23 protein-coding genes are annotated in these 26,113 nt (G+C 67.6%); 12 read left to right on the forward strand and 11 right to left on the reverse strand.

The window, feature by feature from the left end; translation table 11 throughout:
- Positions 1-60 precede the first annotated feature (60 nt).
- Positions 61-969, forward strand: coding sequence for a pyridoxal kinase (gene pdxY / locus AB9O74_RS13225; RefSeq protein WP_019183153.1), 909 nt, complete (start codon positions 61-63; stop codon positions 967-969).
- A complete protein-coding gene (locus AB9O74_RS13230; RefSeq protein WP_369349569.1) occupies positions 966-2,078 on the forward strand; it encodes a prephenate dehydrogenase in 1,113 nt (370 codons plus the stop codon). Before pdxY ends, AB9O74_RS13230 begins: the two co-directional genes overlap by 4 nt.
- A 147-nt stretch (positions 2,079-2,225) precedes the next feature.
- On the opposite strand, the gene AB9O74_RS13235 is transcribed toward AB9O74_RS13230, so the two are convergent.
- The 5 genes from AB9O74_RS13235 to AB9O74_RS13255 all read right to left on the reverse strand — a co-directional run bounded on the left by AB9O74_RS13235 (position 2,226) and on the right by AB9O74_RS13255 (position 6,374).
- Positions 2,226-2,420 (reverse strand): hypothetical protein, encoded by a 195-nt coding sequence (locus AB9O74_RS13235; RefSeq protein ID WP_176989748.1) that lies wholly within the window; start codon positions 2,418-2,420, stop codon positions 2,226-2,228.
- Positions 2,421-2,487: 67 nt separating this feature from the next.
- The gene (locus AB9O74_RS13240) at positions 2,488-4,254 is read right to left on the reverse strand and encodes an ABC transporter transmembrane domain-containing protein (RefSeq protein WP_369349570.1); all 1,767 of its coding nucleotides are present in this window, start codon (positions 4,252-4,254) and stop codon (positions 2,488-2,490) included.
- The gene (locus AB9O74_RS13245; protein WP_369349571.1) at positions 4,247-4,855 is read right to left on the reverse strand and encodes a YigZ family protein; all 609 of its coding nucleotides are present in this window, start codon (positions 4,853-4,855) and stop codon (positions 4,247-4,249) included. Before AB9O74_RS13245 ends, AB9O74_RS13240 begins: the two co-directional genes overlap by 8 nt.
- A 44-nt stretch (positions 4,856-4,899) precedes the next feature.
- Entirely contained in the window at positions 4,900-5,823 is a 924-nt protein-coding gene (locus AB9O74_RS13250) for a hypothetical protein (RefSeq protein WP_369349572.1), read from the reverse strand.
- A complete protein-coding gene (locus AB9O74_RS13255) occupies positions 5,820-6,374 on the reverse strand; it encodes an RNA polymerase sigma factor (RefSeq protein ID WP_369349612.1) in 555 nt (184 codons plus the stop codon). The genes AB9O74_RS13250 and AB9O74_RS13255 overlap by 4 nt, the downstream gene beginning before the upstream one ends.
- 203 nt (positions 6,375-6,577) lie before the next feature.
- On the opposite strand from AB9O74_RS13255, the gene AB9O74_RS13260 reads away from it, so the two are divergent.
- The gene (locus tag AB9O74_RS13260) at positions 6,578-9,427 is read left to right on the forward strand and encodes an EAL domain-containing protein (RefSeq protein WP_369349573.1); all 2,850 of its coding nucleotides are present in this window, start codon (positions 6,578-6,580) and stop codon (positions 9,425-9,427) included.
- A gap of 21 nt (positions 9,428-9,448) precedes the next feature.
- On the opposite strand, the gene AB9O74_RS13265 is transcribed toward AB9O74_RS13260, so the two are convergent.
- Both AB9O74_RS13265 and AB9O74_RS13270 read right to left on the reverse strand, forming a co-directional pair.
- Positions 9,449-10,042, reverse strand: a complete 594-nt coding sequence (locus tag AB9O74_RS13265; protein WP_123729018.1) for a TIGR00730 family Rossman fold protein — start codon at positions 10,040-10,042, stop codon at positions 9,449-9,451.
- A gap of 237 nt (positions 10,043-10,279) precedes the next feature.
- Entirely contained in the window at positions 10,280-11,776 is a 1,497-nt protein-coding gene (locus tag AB9O74_RS13270) for an aminotransferase class III-fold pyridoxal phosphate-dependent enzyme (RefSeq protein WP_369349574.1), read from the reverse strand.
- Positions 11,777-12,023: 247 nt separating this feature from the next.
- On the opposite strand from AB9O74_RS13270, the gene queA reads away from it, so the two are divergent.
- The 6 genes from queA (at position 12,024) to fabV (ending at position 19,147) form a co-directional block, all read left to right on the forward strand.
- A complete protein-coding gene (gene queA / locus AB9O74_RS13275) occupies positions 12,024-13,055 on the forward strand; it encodes a tRNA preQ1(34) S-adenosylmethionine ribosyltransferase-isomerase QueA (RefSeq protein ID WP_369349575.1) in 1,032 nt (343 codons plus the stop codon).
- A gap of 66 nt (positions 13,056-13,121) precedes the next feature.
- Complete coding sequence (gene tgt / locus AB9O74_RS13280; protein ID WP_369349576.1) at positions 13,122-14,252, forward strand: tRNA guanosine(34) transglycosylase Tgt; 1,131 nt, start codon at positions 13,122-13,124, stop codon at positions 14,250-14,252.
- Positions 14,253-14,407: 155 nt separating this feature from the next.
- The gene (yajC, locus tag AB9O74_RS13285) at positions 14,408-14,752 is read left to right on the forward strand and encodes a preprotein translocase subunit YajC (RefSeq protein WP_019183141.1); all 345 of its coding nucleotides are present in this window, start codon (positions 14,408-14,410) and stop codon (positions 14,750-14,752) included.
- A 58-nt stretch (positions 14,753-14,810) separates the two neighbouring features.
- Complete coding sequence (gene secD / locus AB9O74_RS13290) at positions 14,811-16,664, forward strand: protein translocase subunit SecD (RefSeq protein ID WP_369349577.1); 1,854 nt, start codon at positions 14,811-14,813, stop codon at positions 16,662-16,664.
- A 19-nt stretch (positions 16,665-16,683) separates the two neighbouring features.
- On the forward strand, positions 16,684-17,658 hold the full coding sequence (gene secF, locus AB9O74_RS13295) for a protein translocase subunit SecF (protein ID WP_369349578.1): 975 nt from the start codon (positions 16,684-16,686) through the stop codon (positions 17,656-17,658).
- A 229-nt stretch (positions 17,659-17,887) separates the two neighbouring features.
- Positions 17,888-19,147, forward strand: coding sequence for an enoyl-ACP reductase FabV (gene fabV / locus AB9O74_RS13300; RefSeq protein ID WP_369349579.1), 1,260 nt, complete (start codon positions 17,888-17,890; stop codon positions 19,145-19,147).
- 137 nt (positions 19,148-19,284) lie between these two features.
- On the opposite strand, the gene AB9O74_RS13305 is transcribed toward fabV, so the two are convergent.
- The 3 genes from AB9O74_RS13305 to AB9O74_RS13315 all read right to left on the reverse strand — a co-directional run bounded on the left by AB9O74_RS13305 (position 19,285) and on the right by AB9O74_RS13315 (position 23,179).
- Positions 19,285-21,354 (reverse strand): EAL domain-containing protein, encoded by a 2,070-nt coding sequence (locus AB9O74_RS13305; protein WP_369349580.1) that lies wholly within the window; start codon positions 21,352-21,354, stop codon positions 19,285-19,287.
- A 92-nt stretch (positions 21,355-21,446) separates the two neighbouring features.
- Positions 21,447-22,631, reverse strand: a complete 1,185-nt coding sequence (locus AB9O74_RS13310) for an NAD(P)/FAD-dependent oxidoreductase (RefSeq protein WP_369349581.1) — start codon at positions 22,629-22,631, stop codon at positions 21,447-21,449.
- Positions 22,628-23,179: a YaeQ family protein gene (locus tag AB9O74_RS13315; protein WP_123729025.1), complete on the reverse strand. Its 552-nt coding sequence runs from the start codon at positions 23,177-23,179 to the stop codon at positions 22,628-22,630. The genes AB9O74_RS13310 and AB9O74_RS13315 overlap by 4 nt, the downstream gene beginning before the upstream one ends.
- A gap of 41 nt (positions 23,180-23,220) precedes the next feature.
- On the opposite strand from AB9O74_RS13315, the gene AB9O74_RS13320 reads away from it, so the two are divergent.
- Positions 23,221-24,105 (forward strand): pseudouridine synthase, encoded by an 885-nt coding sequence (locus AB9O74_RS13320; protein WP_369349582.1) that lies wholly within the window; start codon positions 23,221-23,223, stop codon positions 24,103-24,105.
- Positions 24,106-24,282: 177 nt separating this feature from the next.
- Here AB9O74_RS13320 and AB9O74_RS13325 read toward each other — a convergent pair whose 3' ends face one another.
- Complete coding sequence (locus AB9O74_RS13325; protein ID WP_369349583.1) at positions 24,283-24,750, reverse strand: YaiI/YqxD family protein; 468 nt, start codon at positions 24,748-24,750, stop codon at positions 24,283-24,285.
- A gap of 300 nt (positions 24,751-25,050) precedes the next feature.
- Between AB9O74_RS13325 and AB9O74_RS13330 the strand changes: the two genes are divergently transcribed.
- A complete protein-coding gene (locus tag AB9O74_RS13330) occupies positions 25,051-25,260 on the forward strand; it encodes a cold-shock protein (protein WP_017356920.1) in 210 nt (69 codons plus the stop codon).
- A gap of 160 nt (positions 25,261-25,420) precedes the next feature.
- The gene (locus AB9O74_RS13335) at positions 25,421-26,113 is read left to right on the forward strand and encodes a glutathione S-transferase family protein (protein ID WP_176989763.1); all 693 of its coding nucleotides are present in this window, start codon (positions 25,421-25,423) and stop codon (positions 26,111-26,113) included.

Here is a 26,113-nt window from a genome sequence, read left to right on the forward strand (position 1 = left end):
CTTTTTTTGTGCGCAGACGGCTCTACCTCTACCGGGCGGCACCGGGCGTAAAATGTCGGCATGAACGAATCCCTCGAAAGCCACCTGGTCCACGGCCGCCGCCAGCGCCCGGACGGTCCGTCGCCGGTCGACGTCATCTCGGTGCAGTCCCAGCTGGTGTACGGCTATGCCGGCAACAGCGCTGCCGTGCCGCCGCTGCGCGCGTTGGGCGTGCGCGTGGCCGAAATCCCCACCACGCTGCTCAGCAACGCGCCGTTCTACGAAACGACGCGCGGTCGCGTGCTGCCCTCGGACTGGTTCGCCGATCTGCTGCTCGGCGCCGGTGAGCGCGGCCTGCCACAGCGGGCGCGGATGCTGGTGTCGGGCTACTTCGGCAGCGTTGGCAACGGTGCGGCCTTCGCCGACTGGCTCGATGCGGTGCTGCCGTCCTCGCCGCAGCTGCGTTACTGCCTGGACCCGGTCATCGGCGACACCCACACCGGCCCTTATGTCGAGCCGGGCCTGGAAAAGGTCTTCGCCGAACGGCTGCTGCCGCATGCCTGGCTGGTCACGCCGAATGCCTTTGAACTCGGCCGCCTGACCGGGATGCCCAGCCTGGCCCAGGACGATGCGATCGCCGCCTCACAGGCGCTGCTGGCGCGTGGCCCGGAGTGGGTGCTGGCGCACAGCGTCGGTGGCGATCCGGGCCAGCTGGTCACGCTGGCGGTCAGCCGCGACGCGATCTGGCGCTGGTCCTCGCCGCATTTGCCGGTGGACGTGGCGGGCACGGGCGACGTGCTGATGTCGTTGCTGGTCGCCTTCCTGCTGCGTGGGGAAACCTTCGAACAGGCGATCTCGCGCGCCATCGCCGGCGTGCACGTCGCGCTGGAGACCACCCTGGCCAACGGCCATGAAGAGTTCGATGTGCTGGCGGCGGCGCCGGCAGCGCTGGCCCTGCCGGATCGCTTCGTCCCCGAGCGACTGGCGTGAGCCTGACGCCGGTGGTCGGCATCGTCGGCAGCGACGGTGCCTACGGGCGCTGGCTGCGCCGGTTCCTGGCGCAGCGCCTGGGTCTGGAGGTGATCGGCCACGATCCAGCCGATCCGCAGTCGGACAGCCCGGAGACCCTGCTCGAGCGCGCGCAGGTGCTGATCTTCTCGGCACCGATCCGGCACACGCCCGCGCTGATCGCCGACTACGTCGCGCGATCGGCGGGTCGTGAGGCCGGTCGCCTGTGGCTGGATGTCACCTCGGTCAAATCCGCACCGGTGGAGGCGATGCTTGCCTCGCAGGCCGAGGTGGTGGGCCTGCATCCGATGACGGCCCCGCCCAAGGCACCCACGCTGAAGGGCAGGGTGATGGTGGTCTGCGAGGCGCGCCTGGCGCAGTGGCAGCCGTTCGTGCAGCAGCTGTGCGACGCATTGGAGGCGGAGTGCGTGCGCGCCACGCCCGAACATCACGACCAGGTCATGGCGCTGGTGCAGGCGATGGTGCATGCCACGCATCTGGCGCAGGCGGGCGTGCTGCGCGAGTACGCGCCGATCCTGGGCGCGTTGCCGGCGCTGATGCCGTACCGGTCGGCCTCGTTCGAGCTGGATACCGCGATCATCGCGCGCATCCTCTCGCTCAATCCGGCGATCTACGAAGACATCCAGTTCGGCAATCCGCACGTGGCACCGATGCTGGATCGCCTGCTGGCCCAGCTGCAGCAGCTGCGGGCACAGCTGGAGCAGGGCGATGACGCAGCGCGCACCGCCTTCCGCCAGCAGTTGCTGCTGGACAACCGTGACAGCATGGGGACGGAGGTGCTGGCCGATGGCAACTACACCTTCGAGCGGGTCGGCTACCTGCTGGCCGACCTGACCGAGCGCAACGCGATCAGCGTGCATCTGCCCGAAGACCGGCCCGGTTCGCTGCGCGAGCTGCTGCATGTGTTCGAGCGGCATGGGGTCAGCCTGGCTTCGATCCATTCCTCGCGTACCCCGGCCGGTGAGGTGCACTTCCGGGTGGGCTTCGTGGCGGGCAGCGATGCCCTCGCGCTGCAGGCGGCGGCCATCGAGATCGATGCCTCGGGCATCGGCCGCGTGCTGGTCCGCTGACACGGTGCGCTGCAGCATTCATCCACAGGGGGTGTGGATGATCTGCGCACAAACGTGTGGATAAGTGCGTACGCGCCTTGCGGGCAAAGGCTGTCAAGATGCTTGGTCAAAAATTGACCAACATCCGCGTAACTTTTTTTCAACGCCTCAGGTGACGAGGGTGAGCTCGCCACCCGCCGTGCGGAACTCGCGGCCGTCGCGGATCAGATGGCGGCCATCGGCCAGCTCGTAGCGCGCACTCTGGCCGTTGCCCGCTGAAGCATCGGGCTGCTCATCCTTGAACTCGATGATGACGTAATCGTCGCCGTTGGCGTCGGTGGCGGGGAACTGTCGGAACGACATGAAACACCTCCTGCAGCGCATCCAGTGAGGGCTGCAGGATGCGATGGCCGGTGTTACCGGCCCGTCATCAATCGATGAATTGCAGGCGTGCCAGTTCGGCGTAGAGACCACCCTCGGCGAGCAGCTCGGCATGCGTGCCCTGGGCGACGATGCGGCCGTGGTCCATGACCACGATGCGGTCGGCCTTGAGCACGGTGGCCAGGCGGTGCGCGATCACCAGCGTGGTGCGGCCGGCCATCAAACGCTCCAGGGCCTGCTGTACGGCGCGCTCGCTCTGGGCGTCCAAGGCGCTGGTGGCTTCGTCGAGCAGCAGGATCGGTGCGTCCTTGAGCAGGGCGCGGGCGATCGCGATGCGCTGCTGCTGGCCGCCGGAGAGGCGCGCACCGCGCTCGCCCAGCTCGCTGGCATAGCCCTCGGGCAGGGCCTGCAGGAACTCATCGGCCTCGGCGGCTTCGGCCGCGCGCTGCACCTCTTCATCGGTCGCTTCCAGGCGACCGTAGCGGATGTTCTCGAACGCGCTGCTCGCGAACAACGTGGGCTGCTGCGGCACCAGTGCCAGCTGCTCGCGCAGCTGCGCCGGATCGACCTCGCGCAGGTCCACGCCGTCGACCAGGATGCGGCCGGCCGCGGGATCGTGGAAACGCAGCAGCATCGACAGGATGGTGCTCTTGCCGGCACCGGACGGACCGACCAGTGCCACGGTCTCGCCCGGGCGCACGTGCAGGTCCACGTGGTCCAGCGCGGCGGTATCCGGGCGCTGCGGGTAGTGGAACACCACATCCTCGAAGCGGATTTCGCCACGCAGCGGCTGCGGCAACGGGGTCGGATGGGCGGGGGCGGTGATCTCCACGTCCTCCTGCAGCAGCTCGGCGATCCGGCCCATGCCACCCGACGCGCGCTGCAGTTCATTCCAGACTTCGGCCAAGGCACCGACCGACCCGCCGCCGATCAGCGCATACAGCACGAACTGGCCCAGCGTGCCGGCGCTCATGTTGCCGTCGATCACCTCGTGCGCGCCTAGCCACAGCACGCCGACGATGGCGCCGAACACCAGCACGATGGCGCTGGCCGTGACGATCGACTGGGCGCGGATGCGGCGACGCGCGGCACCGATGGCATCGCCGAGGGCGGCGTTGAAGCGGCCGCGCTCATACGGCTCACGCGCGTGGGCCTGCACGGTACGCACTGCGCCCAGGGTTTCCGAGGCCAGGCTGTTGGCGTCGGCGATGCGGTCCTGGCTGGCGCGTGCGATGTTGCGCAGGCGGCGGGCGCCGATGATGATCGGCAGTACCGCCAGCGGAATGCCGACCAGCGACCACGCCGCCAGATGCGGGCTGGTGACGAACAGCATCACCAGGCTGCCGATCACGGTGACGGTGCTGCGCAGCGCCACCGACATGGTCGAGCCGATCACGCTGCGCAGCAGTTCGCTGTCGGCGGTCAGGCGCGAGACCAGTTCGCCGCTGCGGCTGCGGTCGTGGAAGCCGGCGCCGAGCGTGATCAGGTGGGCATACAGGCGGCTGCGCAGATCGGCGACCACCTTTTCCCCCAGCAGGGAGACGAAGAAGAAGCGCGCGGCGGTGGCCAGGGCCAGCACCACCGCGACCAGGAACAGCAGCGCGAAGGCCTTGTTGATCTGGCCGCCACTGGTGAAGCCGTGGTCGATCATTTGGCGCACCGCGACCGGCAGGCTCAGGGTGGCGACCGAGGACACCGCCAGGGCCACCAGCCAGGCACTGAACAGCCCGACATGCCGGCGTACGAACGGCCACAGGGTGTTCAAGCTGCCCAGGCGGCGCATCGGCGTGTCGTGCGGAGCGGGTGCGTCAGTCATTCGATGGGCCTGGTTCGGTGCGGGATTCAATACGGACACGATCACGAGTGGCGTCGCGGAGGCGGTTTTTCAACGGCTCGACCTGATCGGCCGGCAAGCGCAGGTGCAGGTTCACGCCGTCGGCGGTGAACCCTTCGTCCACTTTCTCGGCCAGATGCATGCCCAGCGCGGCGTGCAGTGGGCCCAGATCCTCGAAGCCGGCGTGCACGTCCAGCTCGGCCATGGCGATCAGCGGCAGCCGCGGCGCGACCCGCAGGCATTCGGCGGCGGTGCCGCCATAGGCGCGTACGAGGCCGCCGGCGCCCAGCTTGATGCCGCCATACCAGCGGGTCACCACCACCATCACCCGATCGAAGCCCTGGCCATCGATCGCGGCCAGGATCGGACGGCCGGCGGTGCCGGAGGGCTCGCCGTCATCGCTGGAGCGGTATTCGTTGCCGTAGCGATAGGCCCAGCAGTTGTGGGTGGCATCCACGATGGCAACCTGCTGCAGGAACTCCAGCGCGGCGGCCGCATGCGGGATTGGCGCGGCATGGGCGACGAAGCGGCTGTGCTTGATCTCCAGGCTGTGGCTGACAGGGGTGGCGAGCGTATCGGGCATTCCCCTCATTCTAGTGGGGATGCCCGGTCACCGTACGCGCAGCATCAGTTCTCGAGCAGCTGGCGCAGGTCGCGAGGGATGCGTACTTCCGGGTATTGCTGCAGATAGCGCTCCAGGCTGGCGCGCGCGGTGTCCACATCACCGGCGTCGCGGCGTTCGCGGATGCGCTTGAGCCACTGCTTGCGGGGCAGGCCGGCATCGGCGGCAACGGCCTGGTGCAGTGCACGCACGGCATCGTCTGCCGAGGCAGGTGCGGCCATCGGCGCGGCGGCGCGACGCATCACGCCGGGAGCACCCGGGGCGGGCTTGGCCGGCGCCGAGCGCTCGATCGTCGAGCCGGTCACCGCGACGGCGTCCAGCGCCGGTTCGCCTGCATCCATGGCATAGGACGCCGCCGCTTCGGGTGCGGGGGCGGACATCATCGGTGCCGGTGCCGGTGCGGGCGGCGCAGGTGCGGCAATGGGTTCGGGGCGCGGCGCAGACACGGCGCGCGCACGCGTCGGCGCAGCGGTCGTACTGGCCAGTGCCGGCGTCTCTACTGCCGCCTTCGCCGCGCGCTGCTGCGGGACGGGCGGTGGTGCAGCGGCCGGGGCCGGCAACGGCGCGGCGTCCATCGCCGGCGCAGCCTCCGTCACGGCGGCGCTCGATGCGGGTGCGGCGACTGGTTCGGCCAGCGGAGGCGCGGGCGGGTCTTCGGGCTTGAGCTGCCAGGCGATGCCGACGGCGAAGATCACCGAGGCGGCCAGCCCGAACACCGCCGGCAGCCGCGAGCGCGGGCGCCGCGAACGTGCCGGGGCGTCCGGTGGCAGCTTCCAGGTGGCCGCGTCCGCGGCCGGTGCTTCCACCGCGGTACGTGCGGCGGCCAGCACGGCCTCGTCGATCGACGGCGCCGGGCCGGTCGTGTTTGGCCGACCCAGCAGCCGGGCCAGCTCGCGTTCTTCGGGCGTCAGCGGATCCGGGCGATTCATCCGCTCAACCCCGCACGCAGTTTGTCCATGGCATAGCGCAGCCGTGACTTGACCGTCTCACGGCCGACACCGGTGATCTCGGCAATCTCTTCCAGACTCAGTTCCTGTTCCAGGCGCAGCTGCAGGACTTCGCGCTGTTCCGGCGGCAGCTGCTCCATCGCCAACTGCAGCTGGCGGCGCTGTTCGAAGTCGGACAGCTGGGTTTCCGGGGTCTGTGCATCGGTGATCGCCGCGACGCGCTCGTCGGCGTCGATCGGTGCCGAGGGACGATGCCTGGCGGCGCGCCAATGGTCGTTGAGGCGGTTGTGGGCGATCCGGAACAGCCAGGTGGTGAAGGCCGCCTCGGGCTGCCAGCCGGCACGGGCCGCGATCACCCGCTGCCAGACATCCTGGAACATCTCATCGGCCAGCGCGCCGTCACGCAGCTGGCGCAGCAGAAAACTGTACAGGCGGCTGCGATGGCGGCCATACAGCGCCTCGAACGCACGCAGGTCGCCGCCGGCCCAGGCCAGCATCAGTGCTTCGTCGGTCGGCAGGGCGAGGGCATCCACGCCGCACAGAGTAAGCGCTGCGGGGGTGTTCGCATAGTCGATGGCGTGCCGGGTGGCGGAACGGGCTGGCATGGCGATGACCTGGGGCATGGCAGTAAGAACGTCCCGCCGTGCCGGAAGGGGTTGGGGCTCTTCCACTGCCCCCCGGTTCGCGCGTTATGCTCGCAGGACAGGGGAGGTGCCGGGCAGCCGGCACCCGAGAGATGAGCGACGTGTCCAGCCAGATGGTGACCTCTTCAGTGCAACGGGACGGTGATGCGGTGATCCCTGCCGCAGTCGCCACGGCGTTGTGCGCCCTGTTGCCGGCCGGGGCAGCGGTCGCACTGGCCTGGTCGGATCCGCTGCTGGGCGAGGGCAGCCAGGCCCATCCGGAGGGCAGCGGCGCGGCGATGCAGGGCGGGCCGCCATGGCAGCAGCGCTGGACCCACGACGGTGCCGGGTTGAGCGTGAGCGTGACGCTGGCTGCCGGCCCGCCGCCGGACAGCTGGTGGACGGCCGCGCGCCTGTTGTTCCAGAGCACCTTGTCGCTGGCCCGGCAGCGTCGCGAGATCGCCTCGCTGGAGGAATCCAAGCGCCTGCAGCAGGCGTTGTACGAGATCGCCGATCTGGCCGGCGCGGATCTGGAAATGGCCGAGATGCTGCGCCACTTCCACCGCGTGCTCAATTCGCTGATGTACGCGCAGAACTGTTTCATCGTCGAGTACGACGACATCCGGCACCGGGTGCGCTTCCTGTACTTCGCCGACCAGAAAGACGACTTCGTCGCCGACCCGGACCGCAGCTACGAAGAACACGAAATGCCGCGCAGCCTGACCTTCGCGCTGCTGCGGCACGGCGAGCCGCTGAGCGGCCCCTCGCGCGAGCTGCTGGCGATCCTCGATGACGAGCACGATCCGCAGCGCGGGCCGGAAAGCCTGGACTGGCTCGGCGTCCCGATGCTGCGCGATGGGCGCGTGTGCGGCGCGATCGTGGTCCAGAGCTACGAACACCGCGCGCGCTATGACGAGGCCGACCGCACCCTGCTGGGCTATGTCGCCCAGCATATTCTCACCGCGATGGACCGGCGCCAGGCGCAGGTGCAGCTGGAGCGCCAGGTCGAGCGCCGCACGGTGGAGCTGCAGCGCGCCAACCGAAACCTGCAGGAGGAGGTGGTCGAGCGCCGCCGCGCCGAGAAACTGCAGCTGGCCCTGTTCAACATCGCCGAACTGGCGATGAGCGCCGAGTCGCTGTCGCAGTATTACGGCCAGGTGCATGGCGTCGTCGGTACGCTGCTGGACGCACGCAATTTCTACATCGCGCTGGTCAACGAAAAGGGCGATGGGCTGGAATTCGTGTACTCGGTGGACGAGTACAACCCGTCGCGCGCGCCGCGCCCCTTCAGCGAAGGACTGACCGAGTTCATCGTGCGCAACCGGCAACCACTGCTGGCGACCCGCGAGCGCATCGACGCGCTGCGCGACAGCGGCGTGGTCCGTGAGTTCGGCGCCCGGTCGAACTGCTGGCTCGGGGTGCCGCTGCTGAGCGATGACGATGTGGTCGGCGTGATCGTGGTGCAGAGCTATTCGCCGGAGGTGGTGTTCACCGTCCACGACCAGCGCCTGCTGACGTTCGTCGCGCAGAACATCGGCAACGGCCTGTCCCGCCAGCGCGACCAGGAGCGGCTGCGCAACGCGCATGCCGACCTGGAAAAGCGCGTGGACGAGCGAACCCGCGAGCTGGCCGACGTCAACGACAAACTGCTCGGCCAGATCGGCGAGCGCCTGCGCGCCGAACAGCGCCTGACCCACCAGGCCATGCACGACGCGCTGACCGGTTTGCCCAACCGCCTGCACCTGCTGGATCGGCTGGAAGATGCGATCGCGCGTGCGCGTGGCAGCGAAGGGCAGGGCTTTGCGGTGCTGTTCCTGGACCTGGACCGGTTCAAGCTGGTCAACGACAGCATCGGCCATGCCGCCGGCGATCAGATGCTGGTGGAGGTGGCCAAACGCATCGTCTCGATGATTTCCGCACAGGACGTGGTCGCCCGGCTCGGGGGCGACGAGTTCGCGATCCTGCTCCAGTGTGGCGATGGCCTGGCCTCGGCGCTGGAGTTCTCGCAGCGCATGCTGGTGGCGCTGGAGGAATCGATGTGGGTGAAGGGGCGCGAGCTGTTCCCGTCCGGCAGCCTGGGCATCGCCATGTGGAATCCGCGCTACCGCAACGGCGAAGAACTGGTGCGCGATGCGGATGCGGCGATGTACCGGGCCAAGGCGCAGGGCAATGACCGCTGCGCCGTGTTCGATGAGGCGATGCGCGAGCAGGCGCTGCGCAGCCTGGACCTGGAAGCGGACCTGCGCCGGGCCATCATCAACCGCGATTTCGTGCCGTTCTACCAGCCGATCATGCGACTCAGCGATGGTGAGCTGGTCGGGCACGAGGCCCTGCTGCGCTGGCAGCACGAGCGTCGCGGGCTGCTGCTGCCCAGTGCGTTCCTGGACCTGGGCGAGGAGAGCGGCCTGATCGAGCAGGTGGACTGGCTGCTGTACGAGCAGGTGATCACCCAGCTCGCGCGCGGCGGCCGCGGCTATCTGTCGGTGAACGTGTCGCCGCGACACTTCCGCTCGGCCGACTTCAGCGCCCGCCTGTTCGGGCTGATCGAAGCGGCCGGCGCCGATCCGCACCGGTTGCGCCTGGAAATCACCGAAGTGGCGCTGCTCGATGATGGCCCGCGCACGCTGCGCATCCTGCAGACCCTGCGCGACCGCGGCGTGCTGGTGCAGCTGGATGATTTCGGCACCGGATTCTCGGCGCTGTCCTACCTGCACCGGTTCCCGATCTCGACGCTGAAGATCGATCAATCGTTCATTGCCGGCCTGCACGGGCAGGACATGCAGAGCACGCACGCGCTGGTGCAGGGCGTGCTGTCGCTGGCGCGCACGCTGGGCATCGAAACCGTGGGCGAGGGCATCGAGACCCAGGCCCAGCACGACACGCTGCTGCAGCTGGGCTGCGATTACGGACAGGGCTACCTGCTCGGCCGGCCGGCCCCGATGGCGGCGACCGCGACGGCCTGAACCGTCGCGGCAGCGGGTGGATCAACGCAGCGCGTTGGCCCGCTTCTCATCGATCCACTTGGACGCCTGCGCCGGCTCGTAGGCGCGCATCCAGGCGAGCATTTCATCGATGTCCGAGCCGTACCACAGGTCCGCGCGCTGGGCCGGGTGCAGGAAGCGCTCTTCGACCATGCGGTCGATCATGCCGATCAGCGGGGCGTAGAAGCCGTCCACATCCAGGAACGCGCACGGCTTGTTGCCGATCCCCAGCTGGCGCCAGGTCAGCATCTCGAAGATTTCTTCCATGGTGCCGAAGCCGCCGGGCAGGGCCACGAACGCATCGGAGAGGTCGAACATACGCGACTTGCGCTCGTGCATCGAACCGACGATTTCCAGCTCGGTCAGGCCGCGGTGGGCCACTTCCCAGTCCGCCAGCTGCTGCGGGATCACGCCGGTGACTTCACCGCCGCCTTCCAGCACGGCATTGGCCACGGTGCCCATCAGGCCGACGTTGCCCCCGCCGTAGACTAGGCGCAGGCCGTCCCGGGCGATGCGGTCACCCAGCGCGATGGCGCGCTCGGTATAGACCGGCTTGCTGCCGGGGTTGGAACCACAGTAAACGCAAATCGACTTCATTGGATCTTCCTGTTGTTCGTATCTGTAGCGACCGGAAACGAAAAAGCCCCGCCGATGACCGGTGCGCTGGTCTCGTGACGGGGTGTCGTTCCGCAGGTGCGGTGCCGGATTATCGCGCGTTTGCGCCGCCGGGGCCAATCGCCCACCGGGATAGAGCCGACCGTTGGTCGTCTGCCTTTTCTCCTTCCGTCGGTCGGCTACCCACCGTGCGGGCTCACACCCGCACGGCCGCCGAACTCAGGCCGCCTGCGACTGCTCCTTGCGCGGGCCTTCCTTCAGGGCGCGGCCGACCAGGCCGACCAGCAGGTCCAGCTCCTCGCCATCCATCCCGAAGTGCGGGGTGAAGCGCAGCGAGTTCTCGCCCCCATGGATGACGTTGATGCCGTGGTTGCGCAGCCATTCCTCGGTGGAACCGGTGCCGTAGCACTTGAACTGCGGGGCCAGTTCGCAGGAGAACAGCAGGCCGGTGCCCTGCACCTTGGTGATCAGCCCGCCCAGCTCGGTCTTCAGCTGCTCCAGCTTGCGCACCGCTTCGGCACCGCGCACGCGGATGTTCTCGCGCACTTGCGGCGTCAGCAGCGACAGCGTGGCGCAGGCCACGTCCAGCGCCCGCGGGTTGGAGGTCATCGTGTTGCCGTAGATGCCCTTGCGGTAGAGCTGCGCGGCATGCCCGGTCACGGCCAGCACCGAGAGCGGGAACTGGGCGGCGTTGAGCGCCTTGGAATACGTCTCCATGTCCGGCACGTCCAGGCCTTCGAAGCCCGGGTAATCCACGATCGAGAGCACGCCGTGCGCGCGCAGGCCGGCCTGGATCGAATCCAGCAGCAGGAGGCTGCCGTGCTGGCGGGTCAGCTCGCGGGCCAGCGCATAGAACGTCGGCGGCACCGAACGGCCCGGATCGCCTTCGCCCATCACCGGCTCCAGGAACACGGCCTCGATGAACCAGCGGTTCTGCTCGGCCTCGGCGAACACGCGCTTGAGCGCGTCTTCGTCATACGGCGCGATCGCGATGACCGTGTCCTCGCCCCGGTAGCTGGCCAGGTGCTGCATGTAGGTTTTGCGGCTGGAGTCGGAATACAGGCCCGGACGGTCGGTGCGGCCGTGAAAACTGCCCTTGACCACCACGCGCTTGATCTTCGCACCGGCGTGGCGGGCGCCCGGGTCGGTCTGCAGCTTGGCGTTGACGTCGGCGATGCGGGCGGCCAGGCCGACCGCTTCGGAGCCGGAATTCAGGCACATGAAGTGGCTGTACGGGCAGCCGCCGCGCCGGTGGCCGATCTCCTTGCGCAGCGCCTGGATGAAGCGCTGCTGGGACAGGCTGGGGGTCATCACATTGGCCATCACCTGCGGGGCGGCCATCGCCTCCATCACCGCCTCGGGGGTGTGGCCGAAGCCGAGCATGCCGTAGCCGCCCGCGTCGTACAGCACCGCACCCTTCAGGGTGACGACCCACGCGCCACGGGCGGCGAGGGCGACATACGGGGTGACCGCATCATCGGCATAGAAATTGACGAACCCCTCCTGCATCGCATCGATCTGGGCGCGCTCGTCCAGGGCCAGCAGGTCGCCCAGATCGGCGCGCACGCGCTCGAATTCAGCGGCGGCGGCATCGATGGCGGCGACCAGGGCGGGGTGGCCGGCGGCCAGGCGTTCGAGGGTGGCGTCATCCAGGCCGGTGGTGAGGCGGGTGCCGGGCTGGGCGCGAAGCGGGGCGAGACGTTCGATGAAGCTCATTGCAGATCTCCTGAAACGATGGCGGCACGGCGGAAAAGCAAAACGCGCGTCTATTCGCGCGCGCTTCGGGCATTCCTGCTCGTGCATCAGACTTCCGGCTCGATGCTAGCACGCGGTTTTTCGCGCGATAACCCCGTTAAAAACTGTTGCAGAGCAGCATTTTGCGCGACGTTCGCTCAAAGCTGCATTGCCACCGAGGGCCAGTCGTACAATGGCCGACATTGCCTACACGTTGCCGTGCGCTCCCTTGAAGAAGTCCGATTTCAACTACGACCTGCCGCCCGAACTGATCGCCCAGGCCCCGCTCGCGGAGCGCTCGGCCAGCCGCCTGATGGTGGTCCCGCCGGCCCCGGCCCCCTTCGAGCACCGCCAGGTGCGCGACCTGCCGCAGCTGCTGCGTGCGGGCGACCTGCTGGTGTTTAACGATACCCGCGTGATCCCGGCCCGCCTGTTCGGCCAGAAGGCCAGCGGCGGCCGGGTCGAGATCCTGATCGAGCGCCTGCTCGGCGGGCAGCAGGCGCGCGCCCAGGTCGGCGCCAGCAAGTCGCCCAAGCCGGGCAGCCGCATCGCCCTGGATGCGGGTGGCGAGGCCGAGGTGCTGGGCCGCGATGGCGAGTTCTATGTGCTGCAGTTCCATGTGCCCGAGGCGCTGGAGCAGTGGCTGCTGCACGCCGGCCGGCTGCCGTTGCCGCCCTACATCCAGCGCGAGCCGGGGGTGGACGACCGCGAGCGCTATCAGACGGTGTTCGCCCGCGAGATCGGCGCGGTGGCCGCCCCGACCGCCGGGCTGCACTTCGATGAGGCCCTGCTGGCCACCTTGAAGGACACCGGCGTCGACTTCGGCCATGTGACCCTGCACGTGGGCGCGGGCACGTTCCAGCCGGTCCGCGTGGACGACCTGAAGGAACACGTGATGCACCGCGAATGGCTGAACGTCGGCGCCGAGCTGGTCCAGCAGGTGCGCCGCACGCGCGCCGCCGGCGGCCGGGTGATCGGGGTCGGCACCACCGTGGTGCGGGCGCTGGAAAGCGCCATGCGCGAGGGCGAGCTGCTGCCGTACGCCGGGGAAACCCAGATTTTCATCACCCCGGGCTACCGCATCCGCAGCGTGGACGCGATGGTGACCAACTTCCATCTGCCGGAAAGCACGCTGCTGATGATGATCTCGGCGTTTGCCGGCCAGGCCCGGGTGTTTGAGGCCTACCAGGCTGCGATCGCGGAGAAGTACCGGTTCTTCAGCTACGGCGATGCGATGCTGCTGTTCCCGCAGGGGGAATGAGGCTGGCGGGGCAGGCGGGGCCGTTTTCGGCGACAATGGCAGACTATTTGCCCGAATGACCGCTCCATGTCCCGACTCCAGTTCCAGCTCCAGACCACCGACGGTCGCGCCCGCCGCGGCCGCCTGACCTTCCCGCGCGGGACCGTGGAAACCCCGGCCTTCATGCCGGTGGGCACCTATGGCTCGGTGAAGGGCATCCTGCCGGAGCAGATCCGCGCGCTGGGTGCGGAGATCATCCTCGGCAACACCTTCCATCTGTACCTGCGCCCGGGCCTGGACGTGATCGCCGACCACGGCGGCCTGCACGGCTTCGCGCGCTGGAACGGCCCGATCCTGACCGACTCCGGCGGCTTCCAGGTGTTCTCGCTGGCGCACCGCCGCAAGATCACCGAGCAGGGCGTGACCTTCTCCTCGCCGACCGACGGCGCCCGCGTGTTCCTGGGCCCGGAAGAGAGCATGCGCATCCAGAAGGTGCTCGACTCGGACGTGGTGATGATCTTCGACGAGTGCACTCCGTACCCGGCCACCGAGCCGGTCGCGCGCGCCTCGATGGAGCTGAGCCTGCGCTGGGCCCAGCGCAGCCGCAACGCGCACGATGAGCTGGGCAACGACGCGGCGCTGTTCGGCATCGTCCAGGGCGGTGTCCATCACGACCTGCGCAGCCGCTCGGCCGAGGGCCTGCAGCAGATCGGCTTCGACGGCTATGCCATCGGCGGGCTGGCCGTGGGCGAGCCCGAACACGAGCGCAACGCCATGCTCGACCACATGCATCCGATCCTGCCGGCCGACCGCCCGCGCTACCTGATGGGCGTGGGCCGCCCGGAAGATCTGGTCGAAGGCGTCGCCCGTGGGGTGGACATGTTCGACTGCGTGATGCCGACCCGCAACGCCCGCAACGGCCACTATTTCACCTCGTTCGGCACGGTGCGCATCCGTAACGCCCGCTACGAGCGCGACATGGACACCATCGAGCCCGGCTGCGGCTGCCATGCCTGCACCAGCGGTTACACGCGCTCGTACCTGCGCCACCTGGACCGCTGCAACGAGATGCTGGCGCCCATGCTGGGCACCATCCACAACCTCTATTACTACGAGAAGTTGATGGCCGACATGCGCGAGGCGATCGCGGCGGGAACCTTTACCGCCTTCCGCGAGTCTTTCTACGCGGCCCGTGGTGCGGTCACGCCCGCGCTGTAAAGTGACCCCGGCCGGCCGCTCCGGCGCGCCGACCCTGCCAAACGGCCCAAGGACGAACTCCCGGGGCCATGGCATACTTCGAGGCTGACCCCCGTTTCGCGGCGACTCCCTGACCCTCAAAGGGGGCAGGGCGCCTCCCAACCCAAGGACACACTATGAACCTGCTCGCCTTCCTGATTCCCACCGCCAACGCCCAGGCCGCCGGTGGCCAGCCGCAGGGCATGGGTCTGACCACCCTGCTGTTCCCGATCATTCTGATCGCGATCATGTACTTCCTGATGATCCGCCCGCAGATGAAGCGCCAGAAGGAACACAAGGCCATGCTGGAGAAGGTCAAGCGCGGTGACGAAGTGCTGACCAACGGCGGCATCGCCGGCGTGGTCACCGACATCGGCGACAACTTCATCACCATCGAAGTGGCCGAGAACGTGCGCATCCGCGTGCAGAAGGGCGCCGTGGGCAATGTGCTGCCGACCGGCACGCTGAAGTCGGCCAACTGATCCACTCCCTTTCCGTTCAACCGCGGTGCCGGGACGGGCACCGCGCGGGACCCAAGCAATGCTCGAATTTCCACGCTGGAAGTATTTCCTCATCCTGATCGTGCTGGCGGTCAGTGCGTTGTATGCACTGCCCAACATCTACCAGAAGGACCCTGCCGTGCAGATCACCGCCAACCGTGGCGGGCAGATCGACGACGCCCTGCGCGACCGCGTGCTGGGTGACCTCAAGCAGGCCGGCGTGGAGCCGCTGTCGGTGGCCAAGGAAGGCGACAGCCTGATCGTGCGCCTGCCGACGCTGCAGGCGCAGACCGCCGCCAACGACGCCCTGCGCGACGAGATGGGCGAGGACTACGTGGTCGCCCTGAACCTGGCCTCCACCGTGCCGGACTGGCTGAGCGACCTCGGCGCCAAGCCGATGGTGCTGGGCCTGGATCTTCAGGGCGGCGTGCACTTCGTGCTGCAGGTCGACCAGAAGGCGGCACTGGACAAGCGTCTGGATGCCTACGCCGAAGACGTGCGGACCAGCCTGCGTGATGCCCGCATCGCCTACCAGTCGGTCGAGCGTCGTGGTGACAACACCATCGTGGCCACCATCAGCCCGTCCGCCGGTGCCGATGCGGCGGCGCGTGCCCGCGAAGTGATGGTCAAGGCGCAGCCGACGCTGGGCTACGAAGTGGCGGGCAACCGCATCACCGTGAGCATGCCCGAGGCCGAACTGACCGCGATCGCCAATGGCGCCATCGAGCAGAACGTCAACACCCTGCGCAACCGCGTCAACCAGCTCGGCGTGGCCGAGCCGATCATCCAGCGCCAGGGTGCCGACCGCGTGGTCGTGCAGCTCCCGGGCGTGCAGGACACCGCCGAAGCCAAGCGCATGATCGGTGCCACCGCGACGCTGGAGTACCGCGCCGTGGTCGAGGGCAATGCCCAGGATGCGATCACCAGCGGCCGCATCCCGCCGGAGGCCAAGGTCTACCAGCAGCGCGACAACCGCGGCCCGATCCTGCTCAACAAGCGCGTGATCGTGACCGGTGACCAGATGGTCGCCGCGCAGGCCACCACCGACCAGAACGGTTCGGCGGCGGTCAGCGTGACGCTGAACAACGTCGGCGGTCAGCGCATGTTCGACTTCACCAGCGCGAACGTGAACAAGCCGATGGCGGTGGTCTACACCGAGCGCATCCCGACCGTGAACGTGGTTGACGGCAAGGAAGTGCGCAGCTTCCGCGTCAAGGAAGAGGTGATCTCGGTCGCCAACATCAACGGCGTGTTCGGCAAGAACTTCCAGACCACCGGCCTGGACAAGCTTGAAGCGGACAACCTCGCCAAGCTGCTGAAATCCGGCTCGCTGGCCGCGCCGATGGACTTCGTCGAAGAGCGCATCGTCGGCCCGAGCCTGGGTGCGGAGAACGTCGAGCGCGGCGTGACCGCGGTCGGCTTCGCGTTCCTGTTCACCCTGATCTTCTTCACCGTGTACTACCGCATGTTCGGCGTGATCACTTCGGTAGCCATGCTGTTCAACCTGCTGATCGTGGTGGCGGTGATGTCGCTGTTCGGTGCGACGATGACGCTGCCGGGCTTCGCCGGTCTGGCGCTGTCGATCGGCCTGTCGGTCGACGCCAACGTGCTGATCAACGAGCGTATCCGTGAAGAGCTGCGGGCCGGCATGCCGCCCAAGTCGGCCATCGTCGCCGGTTACGAGAAGGCTTCCGGGACCATCCTGGACGCCAACCTCACCGGCATCCTGGCGGGTGTGGCGTTGTATGCGTTCGGTACCGGCCCGCTGAAGGGCTTCGCCGTGACCATGATCGTCGGCATCCTGGCCTCCATGTTCACTGCAATCACCGTCTCGCGTGCCCTTGCCGTGCTGCTTTACAGCCGCCGCAAGAAGCTCAAGACCCTGGCCATCTGACGGGAAGCGAATAGAAACCATGAAACTTTTCCCGTTGCATCTGATCCCGAACGACACCAAGTTCGACTTCATGCGCACCCGCTGGGTGGCCATCGGTCTGGCGGCACTGGTGTTCATTGCCGCCATCGGCTGCATTGCCTTCAAGGGCTTCAACTACGCGCTGGACTTCACCGGCGGCACCGTGGTCGAAGTACGCTTCGACAAGCCCGCTGACGTCGATGCCGTCCGCGAGCACCTGGAAGGTGCCGGCTATGCCGGTGCCCAGGTGCAGAGCTTCGGCAGCGGCAGCAACCTGCTGATCCGTCTGCAGCCGCAGGAGATGGCCGCTGGCGAGAATGCCGGCGAAGCCAACAACCGCACCGCGGAAGCCGTGCAGAAGGCGATCTCGGTGGAGGGCAACCAGGCCGCCATCGTGGGTGCCGAGTTCGTGGGCCCGCAGGTCGGCAAGGAGCTGGCCCTGAACGGCCTGTACGCGGCGCTGTTCGTGCTGATCGGCTTCCTGATCTACATCGGTTTCCGCTTCGAGTGGAAGTTCGCGATGGTGGCGATCATCACCACGCTGTTCGACGTGCTGGTGGTGGCCGGTTACTTCTCGCTGAGTGGCCGCGAGTTCGATCTGACCGTGCTGGCCGGCCTGCTGTCGGTGATGGGCTTCTCGATCAACGACACCATCGTGGTGTTCGACCGTGTGCGTGAAAACTTCCGCAGCCTGCGTGTCGAGCCGCTGGAAGTGATGAACCGGTCGATCAACCAGACGCTGTCGCGCACGATCATCACCTCGCTGGTGTTCTTCCTGTCGGTGCTGGCGCTGTACCTGTACGGCGGTGGTTCGCTGGAAGGGCTGGCGCTGAGCCAGATGATCGGTGCGGTGATCGGTACGCTGTCGTCGATCTTCATTGCCTGCCCGCTGCTGACGATGGGCGCGCTGGCGGTGAGCAAGCAGGATCTGCTGCCGAAGGCCAAGGACGTGGAAGCGCTGGAGCGTCGTCCGTAAGGGTTCTGGTGGTTTGAAACAGCTGAAAGGCCGCGCATTGCGCGGCCTTTCTTTTGGCTGCTCTCCCGCCCTCACCGGTCCCAGGCCACAAGGAACATACACCCCCGTCGGTTGTACTCCGCAGCGCTGCGCACTACGATCCCTTGCGTTCCGCGCAGCCGCTCCGGTGGCGCGCGACCTCCCTTTCATCGCGCCGGTCCGCCCTGCGCCAGTCCCCCTCGAGGTTTACATGGTCATCAAACCGCGTGTGCGCGGCTTCATCTGCGTCACTACCCATCCCGTCGGCTGCGATGCGGCCGTCAAGCAGCAGATCGATTACATCCAGTCCAAGCGGAAGATCGCCAACGGCCCGAAGAAGGTGCTGGTGCTTGGCGCCTCCACCGGCTACGGCCTCGCTGCGCGCATCACCGCCGCCTTCGGCAGCGATGCGGCGACGCTGGGGGTGTTCTTCGAGCGCCCGGGCACCGAGACCAAGCCGGGCACGGCTGGCTGGTACAACACCGCCGCGTTCCACAAGTACGCCGAGCAGGCCGGCCTGTACGCCAAGAGCGTCAATGGCGATGCCTTCTCCGACGAGGTCAAGGCCAAGGTCATCGAGCTGATCAAGCAGGATCTCGGCCAGGTCGACCAGGTGGTGTACAGCCTGGCCGCGCCGCGCCGCAAGCACCCCAAGACCGGTGAAGTGATCAGCTCCACGCTCAAGCCGATCGGTGCGCCGATCACGCTGCGTGGCCTGGACACCGACAAGGAAGTGATCACCGAGACCACGATCGAGCCGGCGACGCCGGAAGAGATCGCCGGCACCGTTGCCGTCATGGGCGGCGAAGACTGGCAGATGTGGATCGATGCGCTGCTGGAGGCCGGTGTGCTGGCCGAAGGCGCGACCACCACGGCGTTCACCTACGTCGGTGAGGAAATCACCCAGGCGATCTACTGGAACGGCTCCATCGGCGCGGCCAAGAAGGATCTGGACGAGAAGGTCGTCGGCCTGCGCCAGAAGCTGGCCCCGATCGGTGGCGATGCGCGCGTGTCCGTGCTCAAGGCAGTGGTCACCCAGGCCAGCTCGGCGATCCCGACCATGCCGCTGTACCTGTCGCTGCTGTTCAAGGTGATGAAGGCCAAGGGCACGCACGAAGGCTGCATCGAGCAGCTCGATACGCTGTACGACATCCTCTACGGTGGCAAGGACGCGGGTACCGCGAGCGAGCGCCTGCGCCATGACCTGGTCACCGACGGCGGCCGCAAGGTCGCGCTGATCGATGACGCCGGCCGCCTGCGCGCGGACTACAAGGAAATGGCGCCGGAAGTGCAGGGTGAGGTGGTCGCGCTGTGGCCGCAGGTCACCAACGAAAACCTGTACGAGATCAGCGATCTGGCCGGCTACAAGGCCGACTTCCTGCGCCTGTTCGGGTTCGGCGTGGAGGGCGTGGATTACGACGCGGACGTCGCGACCGATGTGAAGATTCCGAACCTGGTCGAGATGGCCTGATCGGAAGGATCGATGCCGACCCATGGTCGGCATCTACCGGCGGGTGTCACGGCGTATCGTCGCGCCGCCCCGCACCGCATGATTCGCCCCGCACCGCATGACCGGTAGGTCACGACCGTTGGTCGTGACACTTCCCCTCAACTGAAATCGAAATTCATCGCCGGACCGGCGGGGCCGACGAACTCGCCCTGCACGTAATCCACGCCGGCACTGAACAGCAGGCTCATCGAGTTGGCATCGGCGACGAACTCGGCGATGGTCTGGATGTTGGCCGCCTGCGCACGCGCGGTGATCTCGCTGATCTTCTCGCTGTGTTCGCGGGTGCTGGCGAAATCGCAGGTGAAATCGCGGTCCAGCTTGAGGAACTGCGGCTGGAAATGCGCCAGCAGCTGGAACGAATCCAGCCCCGAACCGAACTGCTCCAGGCCGATCCGGCAGCCCAGCGGCGCGACCGCCGACAGGAACTGCTGCGCGTTGCGCAGATGGGTGAACACCTTGGCCTCCGGCGCGTGCAGCCACAGCTGTTCGCCCGGCACCCCCTGGGCCTGCAGCTCGCGGCGCAGGGTGGCGATCATCTGCGGATCGTTGAACGATTCCGGGGTGATCTTGACCATCATGTGGGTGACATGACCCTCGCGGCTGCGCGCGGCGAGCATGCTTATCGCGTGCGTGACCACCCAGCGGTTGATGTCGGCCAGCAGGCCGTGATCCTCGGCGATGCCCAGGAATGCGGTCGGGCTGAGCAGCTCGCCGTTGTGCTCCAGGCGCAGGTACGCCTCGTACAGCTCCAGCGCCTCGCCCTGCAGGTTGAGCACGGGCTGGTAATGCAGTTGGAAGCCATCGCCATCCAGCGCCTGGCGGATGCGTGCCACCCAGTGCTGGATGCGCTCTTCCTCCACGCGGTCCACTGCGGCCGGGTCGAATACCCGCGTGGTGTTGCCCAGCTCCAGTGCGGCCTGCGTGCACTCCGTGGCGCGGGCCAGCACCTGGCCGATGCTCGCGATCTTCTCGCCGACCTGCACGCCGCCCACGCTGACCGTGACCGTGGCCGAGCGCTCGCCGATGCTGAACACCTGCCCGGCGAAGGCGTCACGGATCTGGTCGGCCAACGCGACAGTCTGCGCATACGCGCCCTCGGTCAGCACCGCGAAGCTGTGTTCGCCGAAGCGGGCCACCTGGGCGGTGTCTCCAACCGATTGGGCCAGCACGCGGGCGAGGGCGCCGATCAGCGCATCGGCCGAGTCCAGGCCGATCTCCGGCAGCAGGCGCGCGTAATGGTCCGGCTCGATCAGCAGCAGGCCGAAACGGCCTTCGCTGCGGCCGGCCTGGGCGACCGCGTTCTCGACGTGCAGCATGAAGGTCGGGCGGTTGAGCAGGCCGGTGACCTGGTCGCGCTGGCGAAGGTCTTCGACCTCGCGCGCCAGCTCCGGGTCGAATTCCATGCGCCGGCGGAACACCACCTGCAGGCAGGATTCACCCTCGTAGCTGGCCTGGGTGAACTCCATCGTCGCCGGGAACACCGCGCCGTCCTGGTTGCGCGCATCCACCTGGTACTGCGGGGGCGGGGCATCGCCTTTGCTCATCGACTTGAGCAGCTGCTTGAAGCCGTCCACGTGCTGCGGGGCGACCATGTCCAGCAGCGAGATGCCTTCCACGTCGTCGAAGGTCTCGTAGCCGAACATCTCCAGGTAGGCCTCGTTGGCCCGGATGTGCATGCCTTCATGGACGTAGGCGATGGGGTCGCGCGAGGAGGAGATCAGCGCGTCGCAGCGGCGCTCGGTCTCGCGCATCTGCGCCTCGATCCGGCGCAGCCCGCGGCGCGCATGCAGATCGGTCCATTCCGTGCGGACCACCGCCAGCAGGTGCTCGGGGCGGTGGCGCAGGGCAATGGCGCGGATGCCGTTGGCGCCGGCTTCGACCCACTCGATCTCGTTGATCGATTCGGCCAGCAGGATCATCGGGATGTCCTTGCCACTGGCGGCGATCTGCTGGGTCACCTGCAGCAGCGGGATGCTCTGCGCGGCGGTGACCAGCACCAGGTCGATCGGCTGGGTGCCCAGCACCTGGGCCAGTTCCTCGCTGTGCTGCGGGCGCGTCGGGCGCACCGCGATGCCGCTGTTGCGCAGCGTGCTGACGATGGTCTCGGCGTTCTCGCCGCTGTCGTCCACGATCAGCAGGCGGACCGTCATGTCATTCGCGTTCTGCATTCACTACTCCCCGGACTGCAAACTTGATACACGATGCGTGTGACTACGTCCATGCGGCAAACGGCAGCCGATCACGGAACGTTCGTTCCGGCTCAGGCCACGCTGCCCGCGGCATGGCCACAGGCCCAGGCCCACTGGAAGTTGTAGCCCCCCAGCCAGCCGGTCACGTCCAGCACTTCCCCGATAAAGTGCAGGCCGGGAACCAATTGGGATTCAAATGAACTGGAGGACACCTTGCGGGTGTCGACCCCGCCCAGCGTCACCTCGGCGGTACGGTATCCCTCGGTGCCACTGGCCACCAGCGGGAAATTCTGCAGCAGATCGGCCGCCTGGCGCAGCTGCGGTTCGTCGATCTGGCGCACCAGCCGGTCCGGCAGCCAGTGCTCGCACAGGCGCAGCGCCAGCCGGCGCGGCAGCACCTCGGACAGCACCGTGCGCAGCTCGGCGGCACCGCGCTCGGCCTTCATCCGGCGCAGCCAGTCCAGCGCGTCCTGGCCGGGCAGCAGGTCCAGCCGCAGCTCGTCGCCGGGCTGCCAGTACGAGGAAATCTGCAGGATCGCCGGGCCGCTGATGCCGCGGTGGGTGATCAGCATGGAGTTGCGGAACTCGACGTCGTTGCAGCGCGCCGTGATCGGCAGCGCCACCCCGCTGAGGTCATTGAAGCGCTCCTGGTGCTTGCCGCTCAGGGTCAGCGGCACCAGCCCGGCGCGGGTCGGCAGGACCTCATGGCCGAACTGGCGGGCCAGCTCATAGCCGAAGCCGGTCGCACCCATGCTCGGGATCGACAGGCCGCCCGTGGCCACCACCAGCGAGGCGGCATGGAAATGCCCCTGCGCGGTGTGCACGTGGAAGCCGTCCGCGCCGCGCTCCACCTTCTGCACCCCGCAGTCGGTGCGGATCTGCACGCCGGCCGCTTGGCATTCGTCCACCAGCATCTTCACGATCTGCTTGGAGGAGATGTCGCAGAACAACTGGCCCAGCTCTTTTTCGTGATACGCGATGCCGTGCCGCTCCACCATCTCGATGAAATGCCAGGGCGTATAGCGGGCCAGCGCGGATTTGCAGAAGTGCGGATTGGCCGACAGGAAGTTGGCCGCCGTGGTGCCGGTATTGGTGAAGTTGCAGCGCCCGCCGCCGGACATCAAGATCTTCTTGCCGACCTTGTTGGCGTGGTCGATCACCTGCACGATGCGTCCGCGCCGGCCCGCCGTGAGCGCGCACATCAGCCCGGCCGCACCGGCCCCGATGACCAGCACGTCGCAGCGGATCACACTCACGCCTGCGGCTTCTGCTTGCGCCAGGTCGGGATGACGCTGAGCTGCGCCTTGTCGGACGTCAACTGCACTTCGCCGTCCTGGATCTGCACGTCCCACTGCATCGTGCGTTCGATCTGCGCGCCCCATTCGGTGACGAACTCGCCCGGCAGGTCCATCACTTCCAGCGTGGACAGCTTCTTCAGCGCGGAGGCGTTGCGGTCCCACCAGATATCGGCGGCGCGGCCACCATAGGTGACCAGCTGCACCGCCCGCGCGCGGCCGGCGGCCTTGCGCAGGCGCGATTCGTCGGGCTGGCCCAGTTCGATCCACAGTTCGACGTCGCCGGTGTAATCGCGGCGCCACAGGTCCGGCTCGTCGTCCACGCTCAGGCCGCGGCCGAACTCCAGCCGGTCATCGGCGTTCAGCGCGAAGGTGAGCAGGCGCACCATCAGGCGGTCATCGGTCTCGGACGGGTGCTGGGCCAGCGTCAGCGTGTGGCTGGCGTAATAGCCGCGGTCCATGTCGCTGATCTGCAGTTCGGCCTTGCGGATGGTGGCGGTGAGGGCCATGGGGATACCTGAAACAAAGAGCGCCATGATAATGGTTCGCCATGAGTCCGTCCGATCCGATCCTCGCTGCCCCCGCGCCCAGCCGCCTGCAGTTGCCGCCCGGCGACTGGCCCAGCCTGCTGGACGGGCTGTGCGCGCGCTTCCCACGCATCGACCGTGCGCAGTGGGTGGACCGCTTCGCGCGCGGGCGGGTGCAGGATGTGCAGGGCAGGGCGCTGCGGCCGGATGATGCCTGGCAGGTCGGGCTGGAGATCGTGTATTTCCGTGAGGTGGCCGATGAGCCGGTGATTCCGTTCGTGGAGGCCATCGTCCACCAGGACGCGCACCTGCTGGTGGCCGACAAGCCGCACTTCCTGCCGGTCACCCCGGCCGGGGGCTACGTGCGCGAGACGCTGCTGTCCCGGCTGGTGGCGCGCACGGGCAACCGCGATCTGGTGCCGCTGCACCGCCTGGACCGGCTGACCGCCGGGCTGGTGCTGTTCTCGACCCGGCCGGACAGTCGCGATGCCTACCAGCGGCTGTTCCGCGAGCGCCGGATCGACAAGGTGTACGAAGCGCTGGCGCCGGGACTGCCCGAACTTCCGTTCCCGCTGGAGCGGCATACCCGGTTGGTCCCGGGCGAGCCGTTTTTCCGCATGGCCGAGGTGCCCGGTGAGCCCAATGCGCGGACCCGCATCGAGGTGATCGACGGCGCCGGACCGGTCTGGCGCTACCGGCTGCACCCGGTCACCGGCCGCAAGCACCAGCTGCGCGTGCACATGGCAGGACTGGGCGCGCCGATCCTGGGCGACGATCTGTACCCGGAGCTGCTCGCGGATGCGCCGGCGGGGGTGCCGCTGCAGCTGCTGGCCAAGGAACTGGCGTTCGATGATCCGCTGACCGGGGAGCGGCGCACGTTCACCAGCGGCCTGTCGCTTCACCTGTAGGGCCGGCCGCTGGCCGGCTGCCGGGGTCCATGGTCGGTCCTGTGGTCACCGGGTGCTGCGGAGGAGCCGGCCAGCGGCCGGCACTACCAACAGCGGGCCCTCAGCCACGCCGGACCCCATCCACGCCGGACCCTCAGCCTGCCGACCGTTCATCAGGGTGATAACGGTTCATCAGCCTTAACGCTTGGCCAGCCAGCGGTCCAGCTGCGCGGCGAAGGCCTGTTTGTCGCGCGCGTGCAGGGGCGCCGGCCCGCCGGTCTGGATGCCCGAGCCGCGCAGTTCCTCCATGAAATTGCGCATCGACAGCCGCTCCGCCATGTTGTCGGGGGTGTACAGCTCGCCGCGTGGGTTCAGCGCAACCGCGTGCTTGTCCAGCACCAGCGCCGCCAGCGGGATGTCCTGCGTGACGACCAGATCGCCGGGCTGGACCCGGTCCACGATCACGCTGTCGGCCACGTCCAGGCCCGGCGGCACCTGGATCGAGCGGATGAAACGGGACGGAGGCGTCCGCAGCCAGTGGTTCGCGACCAGGGTCATCTCGATCCCGGCGCGTTCGGCGGCGCGGAACAGAATGTCCTTGATCACCGCCGGACAGGCGTCGGCGTCCACCCAGAGGTGAACTTTAGGGGGAGGGGCATCGGTCATTTGGCTGATCTTAAGGTAGGAAAAATCTGAATAGGGGGTGGGATTTCGTGTAAGATCGCCCGACCCCTTGTCCTGTCAGGCGAGAAGGGGGGATGGCTGAATAAACCAGCTATCGCTTTTTCGGTAAAACACGAGTATCGTCACCCACACTGTGTTTGCTAGGGTCACCGTGAATCGTGGCCTGGTGCAGTTGATCTCACGATCTGCTCATCGATCCGCTTTACCAACGCCTGCAACTCAGTCTCGGCTCCGATACGCGGCGGCCGCGATTATTTCAACTATTGTTTCAGGAGTTAGTACATGTCTGATCGTCAGCAGGGCACCGTGAAGTGGTTCAACGACGCCAAGGGCTTCGGCTTCATCACCCCGGAAAGCGGCCCGGACCTCTTCGTGCATTTCCGCGCGATCCAGGGCACCGGCTTCAAGTCGCTGCAGGAAGGCCAGAAGGTGACGTTCGTCGCCGTCCAGGGCCAGAAGGGTATGCAGGCTGACCAGGTGCAGGCGGTCTAATCGACCCCCGCCACCGTAAGGTCGCCTAAAACGCCGGAAGCGAAAGCTTCCGGCGTTTTTTATTGGGCGGCATTCGGCCCTGGTCGACGCAGACTGTGTTGACGACGGCATCCTCCCGGCCGCCCGGTTACGATGCCGCTTTGACCCTGCGGAACCGTCGATGATCAAGGTGCACCATCTGGACCACTCGCGCTCGCTGCGCGTGCTGTGGATGCTCGAAGAGCTGGGCCTGCCGTACCAGGTCGTCAACTATCAGCGCGACCCGAAGACCTGGCTGGCGCCGCAGGCGTTGCGCGATGTGCACCCGCTGGGCAAGTCCCCGGTGCTGCAGGACGACGCGCTGGTCCTCGCCGAATCCGGCGCGATCCTGGAATACCTGGCCGATCGCTACGACAGTGGCCGCCAGTTCTCGCCCGAGCCGATGCCGGCCCAGGCGCCCGAGCGCGTGCGCTACCGCTACTGGATGCACTACGCCGAAGGCTCGGCGATGCCACCGCTGGTGATGACGCTGGTGTTCGCGCGGCTGCGCAAGGCACCGATGCCGTTCTTCGCCAAGCCGATCGCACGCTCGATCGCCGACAAGGTGATGAAGGGCTTCGTCGGTCCGCAGGTGAAGCTGCACATGGACTGGATGGAGCGCGAGCTTGCCCAGTCGCCGTGGTTCGCGGGTGAGCGCTTCACTGCCGCCGATATCCAGATGAGTTTCCCGATCCAGGCCGCCGCCGCGCGCGGTGGCGACATGGCCGCCTACCCGCGGCTGCAGGCGTACCTGGCGCGGATCGAGCAGCGCCCGGCGTACCAGCGTGCGGTGGAACGCGGTGGTCCGTTGAACCTCGGCGGCGGTTCGCGCTGA

The organism is Stenotrophomonas sp. JAG2 (genome assembly GCF_041080745.1).
In the GTDB taxonomy this organism is placed as follows: Bacteria; Pseudomonadota; Gammaproteobacteria; order Xanthomonadales; family Xanthomonadaceae; genus Stenotrophomonas; species Stenotrophomonas maltophilia_AA.

Coding starts and splice junctions, on each gene's coding strand:
- pdxY (WP_019183153.1), top strand. CDS start 61: ATGAACGAATCCCTCGAAAGCCACCTGGTCCACGGCCGCCGCCAGCGC.
- AB9O74_RS13235 (WP_176989748.1), bottom strand. CDS start 2,420: ATGTCGTTCCGACAGTTCCCCGCCACCGACGCCAACGGCGACGATTAC.
- AB9O74_RS13240 (WP_369349570.1), bottom strand. CDS start 4,254: ATGACTGACGCACCCGCTCCGCACGACACGCCGATGCGCCGCCTGGGC.
- AB9O74_RS13245 (WP_369349571.1), bottom strand. CDS start 4,855: ATGCCCGATACGCTCGCCACCCCTGTCAGCCACAGCCTGGAGATCAAG.
- AB9O74_RS13250 (WP_369349572.1), bottom strand. CDS start 5,823: ATGAATCGCCCGGATCCGCTGACGCCCGAAGAACGCGAGCTGGCCCGG.
- AB9O74_RS13260 (WP_369349573.1), top strand. CDS start 6,578: ATGAGCGACGTGTCCAGCCAGATGGTGACCTCTTCAGTGCAACGGGAC.
- AB9O74_RS13265 (WP_123729018.1), bottom strand. CDS start 10,042: ATGAAGTCGATTTGCGTTTACTGTGGTTCCAACCCCGGCAGCAAGCCG.
- AB9O74_RS13270 (WP_369349574.1), bottom strand. CDS start 11,776: ATGAGCTTCATCGAACGTCTCGCCCCGCTTCGCGCCCAGCCCGGCACC.
- tgt (WP_369349576.1), top strand. CDS start 13,122: ATGTCCCGACTCCAGTTCCAGCTCCAGACCACCGACGGTCGCGCCCGC.
- yajC (WP_019183141.1), top strand. CDS start 14,408: ATGAACCTGCTCGCCTTCCTGATTCCCACCGCCAACGCCCAGGCCGCC.
- secD (WP_369349577.1), top strand. CDS start 14,811: ATGCTCGAATTTCCACGCTGGAAGTATTTCCTCATCCTGATCGTGCTG.
- secF (WP_369349578.1), top strand. CDS start 16,684: ATGAAACTTTTCCCGTTGCATCTGATCCCGAACGACACCAAGTTCGAC.
- fabV (WP_369349579.1), top strand. CDS start 17,888: ATGGTCATCAAACCGCGTGTGCGCGGCTTCATCTGCGTCACTACCCAT.
- AB9O74_RS13305 (WP_369349580.1), bottom strand. CDS start 21,354: ATGCAGAACGCGAATGACATGACGGTCCGCCTGCTGATCGTGGACGAC.
- AB9O74_RS13315 (WP_123729025.1), bottom strand. CDS start 23,179: ATGGCCCTCACCGCCACCATCCGCAAGGCCGAACTGCAGATCAGCGAC.
- AB9O74_RS13320 (WP_369349582.1), top strand. CDS start 23,221: ATGAGTCCGTCCGATCCGATCCTCGCTGCCCCCGCGCCCAGCCGCCTG.
- AB9O74_RS13325 (WP_369349583.1), bottom strand. CDS start 24,750: ATGACCGATGCCCCTCCCCCTAAAGTTCACCTCTGGGTGGACGCCGAC.
- AB9O74_RS13330 (WP_017356920.1), top strand. CDS start 25,051: ATGTCTGATCGTCAGCAGGGCACCGTGAAGTGGTTCAACGACGCCAAG.
- AB9O74_RS13335 (WP_176989763.1), top strand. CDS start 25,421: ATGATCAAGGTGCACCATCTGGACCACTCGCGCTCGCTGCGCGTGCTG.